General features: G+C 55.6%; 2 tRNA genes and 3 rRNA genes. All 5 read right to left on the bottom strand.

Annotated features, from left to right (window positions below):
* Positions 1-48: 48 nt before the first annotated feature.
* Positions 49-162: ribosomal RNA gene (gene rrf / locus LDO11_RS15640) — 5S ribosomal RNA — on the bottom strand.
* A 156-nt stretch (positions 163-318) separates the two neighbouring features.
* A 23S ribosomal RNA gene (locus LDO11_RS15635) occupies positions 319-3,202 on the bottom strand.
* A 230-nt stretch (positions 3,203-3,432) separates the two neighbouring features.
* Positions 3,433-3,509: transfer RNA gene (locus LDO11_RS15630), tRNA-Ile, on the bottom strand.
* Between the two features lie 20 nt (positions 3,510-3,529).
* Positions 3,530-3,605, bottom strand: a tRNA-Ala gene (locus LDO11_RS15625).
* An 89-nt stretch (positions 3,606-3,694) separates the two neighbouring features.
* Positions 3,695-5,239, bottom strand: a 16S ribosomal RNA gene (locus LDO11_RS15620).
* The 16S, 23S and 5S rRNA genes sit together here with 2 tRNA genes alongside, the layout of an rRNA operon.
* Positions 5,240-5,455: the final 216 nt, after the last annotated feature.

Below are 5,455 nucleotides of genomic sequence, written 5' to 3'. Positions count from 1 at the left end.
CAAAGAAAAACCCCCGCCGGGGAACCGGCGGGGGTTTCAGGGTAAAGACCCTGGCGATGACCTACTCTCGCATGCTGAATGCACACTACCATCGGCGCATATGCGTTTCACTTCCGAGTTCGGAATGGGATCGGGTGGTTCCACACAGCTATTGTCACCAGGGAGAGGGTGGAGGGTCGCCGGGGCTGTCGCGGATGCGACAGAGCAGCGCTCACGCTCTCGAGGGGTGGGATTGTAGCGAGCATTTTGAAATCGTGTCGTCGACGTGTTGTCGAGGCCTCGGTCTTCGCGTGTTCCGGCGAAGCCACTTGAGGTTATATGGTCAAGCCACACGGATCATTAGTACTGGTTAGCTCAACACATTGCTGTGCTTACACACCCAGCCTATCAACCACCTGGTCTTGATGGTTCCTTCAGGGGAGTCAAGCTCCCGGGAGATCTCATCTTGAGGCACGCTTCCCGCTTAGATGCTTTCAGCGGTTATCGTTTCCGAACGTAGCTACCCGGCAGTGCCACTGGCGTGACAACCGGAACACCAGAGGTTCGTCCACTCCGGTCCTCTCGTACTAGGAGCAGCCCCTCTCAAATCTCCAACGCCCATGGCAGATAGGGACCGAACTGTCTCACGACGTTCTGAACCCAGCTCGCGTACCACTTTAAATGGCGAACAGCCATACCCTTGGGACCGACTACAGCCCCAGGATGTGATGAGCCGACATCGAGGTGCCAAACACCGCCGTCGATATGAACTCTTGGGCGGTATCAGCCTGTTATCCCCGGAGTACCTTTTATCCGTTGAGCGATGGCCCTTCCATACAGAACCACCGGATCACTAAGTCCTAGTTTCCTACCTGCTTGATCCGTCGATCTTGCAGTCAAGCACGCTTATGCCTTTGCACACAGTGCGCGATGTCCGACCGCGCTGAGCGTACCTTCGAGCTCCTCCGTTACTCTTTGGGAGGAGACCGCCCCAGTCAAACTACCCACCATACACGGTCCCCGACCCGGATTACGGGCCCAGGTTAGAACGTCAAGCACGACAGGGTGGTATTTCAAGGATGGCTCCACCACAGCTAGCGCCATGGTTTCACAGCCTCCCACCTATCCTACACAGACGAACTCAACGTTCAGTGTAAAGCTATAGTAAAGGTTCACGGGGTCTTTCCGTCTTGCCACGGGAACGCTGCATCTTCACAGCGATTTCAATTTCACTGAGTCTCGGGTGGAGACAGCGCCGCCATCGTTACGCCATTCGTGCAGGTCGGAACTTACCCGACAAGGAATTTCGCTACCTTAGGACCGTTATAGTTACGGCCGCCGTTTACCGGGGCTTCGATCAAGAGCTTCGCCTTGCGGCTGACCCCATCAATTAACCTTCCGGCACCGGGCAGGCGTCAGACCCTATACGTCCACTTTCGTGTTTGCAGAGTCCTGTGTTTTTGATAAACAGTCGCAGCGGCCTGGTCACTGCGGCCCCCGATCGCTATAGCCCGCATGGGCCACGACCAAGGGCGCACCTTCTCCCGAAGTTACGGTGCTATGTTGCCTAGTTCCTTCACCCGAGTTCTCTCAAGCGCCTTAGAATTCTCATCCTGCCCACCTGTGTCGGTTTACGGTACGGTCTGCGTGAGCTGAAGCTTAGGGGCTTTTCCTGGAAGCGTGGGATCAGTGACTTCAGTCTAATGACCTGGTCTCGGTGCTCGGTCTTGAAGGGGCCCGGATTTGCCTAAGCCCCAAACCTACCGCCTTTCCCCGGGACAACCAACGCCCGGTACACCTACCCTTCTCCGTCCCCCCATCGCACTCACGCGAGGTGCTGGAATATTAACCAGCTTCCCATCGACTACGCATTTCTGCCTCGCCTTAGGGGCCGACTCACCCTGCGCCGATTAACGTTGCGCAAGGAAACCTTAGGCTTTCGGCGTGCGGGCTTTTCACCCGCATTATCGTTACTCATGTCAGCATTCGCACTTCCGATACCTCCAGCGGACTTCTCAATCCACCTTCGCAGGCGTACGGAACGCTCCTCTACCGCGTACATATAAATATGCACACCCCAAGCTTCGGTTCAGTGCTTTAGCCCCGTTAAATCTTCCGCGCAGACCGACTCGACCAGTGAGCTATTACGCTTTCTTTAAAGGATGGCTGCTTCTAAGCCAACCTCCTGGCTGTCTGTGCCTTTCCACATCGTTTCCCACTTAGCACTGAATTTGGGACCTTAGCTGTGGGTCTGGGTTGTTTCCCTTTTCACGACGGACGTTAGCACCCGCCGTGTGTCTCCCATGCAGTCCGTCTCGGTATTCGGAGTTTGCCATGGTTTGGTAAGTCGCGATGACCCCCTAGCCATAACAGTGCTCTACCCCCGAGAGGATTCACATGAGGCGCTACCTAAATAGCTTTCGAGGAGAACCAGCTATCTCCGGGTTCGATTAGCTTTTCACTCCTAATCACACCTCATCCCCTACCTTTGCAACGGGAGTGGGTTCGGGCCTCCAGTACCTGTTACGGTACCTTCACCCTGGGCATGACTAGATCACCCGGTTTCGGGTCTATTGCCCGCGACTATGCGCCCTTATCAGACTCGGTTTCCCTTCGCCTCCCCTATACGGTTAAGCTTGCCACGAACAATAAGTCGCTGACCCATTATACAAAAGGTACGCAGTCACTCCTTGCGGAGCTCCTACTGCTTGTACGCACACGGTTTCAGGGTCTATTTCACTCCCCTCGCCGGGGTTCTTTTCGCCTTTCCCTCACGGTACTGGTTCACTATCGGTCGGTCAGGAGTATTTAGCCTTGGAGGATGGTCCCCCCATGTTCAGACAGGGTTTCTCGTGCCCCGCCCTACTCAATTTCATCGACATGGCCCTTTCACGTACCGGGCTGTCACCGTCTATGGCCAGTCTTTCCAGACTGTTCCGCTAGAACCACATCGACTTTTGGGCTGTTCCCCGTTCGCTCGTCACTACTCAGGGAATCTCGGTTGATTTCTTTTCCTGCGGTTACTTAGATATTTCAGTTCACCGCGTTCGCCTTGCATGGCTATGTATTCACCATGCAATACCTCTTGCGAGGTGGGTTTCCCCATTCGGACATTGCCGGATCAAAGCTTGTTGCCAGCTCCCCGACACTTTTCGCAGGCTGCCACGTCCTTCATCGCCTCTGACCGCCAAGGCATCCACCGTGTGCGCTTATTCGCTTGACCATATAACCCCAAGTCGCCTCGGAGTTGAATGTGTCCGCGGGTACAAACCGCAGACGCGAATTTCAACGACATCAAGTTTTCAGGGGATTTGCTCCCCCGCCTTAGCCTCTACGACACGTCTGGACATTTCGTTCCAAAACGCTCGCTACATCCCAATTTTCAAAGATCATGGCCCCGCCTCAACGCGGAACCCATCTAATTCTTTCGTGTACGCCGTCATCCAGAAAAACTGGTGGGTCTGGGAGGACTCGAACCACCGACCTCACCCTTATCAGGGGTGCGCTCTAACCACCTGAGCTACAGACCCAAATCACTTGGGCTCAACCCTGGTGGAGCCAGTCGGGATCGAACCGACGACCCCCTGCTTGCAAAGCAGGTGCTCTCCCAGCTGAGCTATGGCCCCATGTAAGGGACTGTTCCGGCCTATGCCGGAACTTTCTGGATGCAGGTGACTTGTGCGGACGCCTGGACGGTGGAAGCCGTCCGGTCTCTAAAGGAGGTGATCCAGCCGCACCTTCCGATACGGCTACCTTGTTACGACTTCACCCCAGTCATCTGCCACACCGTGGCAAGCGCCCTCCCGAAGGTTAGGCTACCTGCTTCTGGTGCAACAAACTCCCATGGTGTGACGGGCGGTGTGTACAAGGCCCGGGAACGTATTCACCGCAGCAATGCTGATCTGCGATTACTAGCGATTCCGACTTCACGGAGTCGAGTTGCAGACTCCGATCCGGACTGAGAGAAGGTTTCTGGGATTGGCTTGCCCTCGCGGGTTTGCAGCCCTCTGTCCTTCCCATTGTAGTACGTGTGTAGCCCTGGCCGTAAGGGCCATGATGACTTGACGTCATCCCCACCTTCCTCCGGTTTGTCACCGGCGGTCTCCTTAGAGTTCCCACCATTACGTGCTGGCAACTAAGGACAAGGGTTGCGCTCGTTGCGGGACTTAACCCAACATCTCACGACACGAGCTGACGACAGCCATGCAGCACCTGTGTTCCGGTTCCCGAAGGCACCCTCCGATCTCTCAGAGGTTCCGGACATGTCAAGGCCAGGTAAGGTTCTTCGCGTTGCATCGAATTAAACCACATACTCCACCGCTTGTGCGGGCCCCCGTCAATTCCTTTGAGTTTCAGTCTTGCGACCGTACTCCCCAGGCGGCGAACTTAACGCGTTAGCTTCGATACTGAGTGCCAAATTGCACCCAACATCCAGTTCGCATCGTTTAGGGCGTGGACTACCAGGGTATCTAATCCTGTTTGCTCCCCACGCTTTCGTGCCTCAGTGTCAGTGCTGGTCCAGATGGCCGCCTTCGCCACGGATGTTCCTCCTGATCTCTACGCATTTCACTGCTACACCAGGAATTCCGCCATCCTCTACCGCACTCTAGCCTGCCAGTATCCAATGCAATTCCCAGGTTGAGCCCAGGGCTTTCACATCAGACTTAACAAACCACCTACGCACGCTTTACGCCCAGTAATTCCGAGTAACGCTTGCACCCTTCGTATTACCGCGGCTGCTGGCACGAAGTTAGCCGGTGCTTATTCTTTGGGTACCGTCAGAACAATCGGGTATTAATCGACTGCTTTTCTTTCCCAACAAAAGGGCTTTACAACCCGAAGGCCTTCTTCACCCACGCGGCATGGCTGGATCAGGCTTGCGCCCATTGTCCAATATTCCCCACTGCTGCCTCCCGTAGGAGTCTGGACCGTGTCTCAGTTCCAGTGTGGCTGATCATCCTCTCAGACCAGCTACGGATCGTCGCCTTGGTGGGCCTTTACCCCGCCAACTAGCTAATCCGACATCGGCTCATCTATCCGCGCAAGGCCCGAAGGTCCCCTGCTTTCACCCGTAGGTCGTATGCGGTATTAGTCCCGGTTTCCCGAGGTTATCCCCCACGTATAGGCAGATTCCGATGTATTCCTCACCCGTCCGCCACTCGCCACCCAGGGAGCAAGCTCCCCTGTGCTGCCGTTCGACTTGCATGTGTTAGGCCTGCCGCCAGCGTTCACTCTGAGCCAGGATCAAACTCTTCACTTAAGTCTTGCATAGGGCCGAAACCCCATTAAAGCTTGAGTGCAGTCGTCGTCCGGAGCTCGAATTCAATCACTCGCATTTGCATGCTTGGAATCGACTCTGTGCTCTTTCGAACGTCTGCGTTGTTGGATGGTCATCCAGCCGCCAGACGTCCGCACAAGTCTCCTGCGTACACTGTCAAAGATCTTCAGGCTCCGGCCTCAGCGCCGCGAACCCCTT

The sequence above is a fragment of the Alterluteimonas muca genome (assembly GCF_021191595.1).
Classification (GTDB): domain Bacteria; phylum Pseudomonadota; class Gammaproteobacteria; order Xanthomonadales; family Xanthomonadaceae; genus Luteimonas; species Luteimonas muca.
The sequence above is the reverse complement of the archived record's forward strand: the minus strand, read 5'-3'. Positions and strand labels throughout refer to the sequence as shown.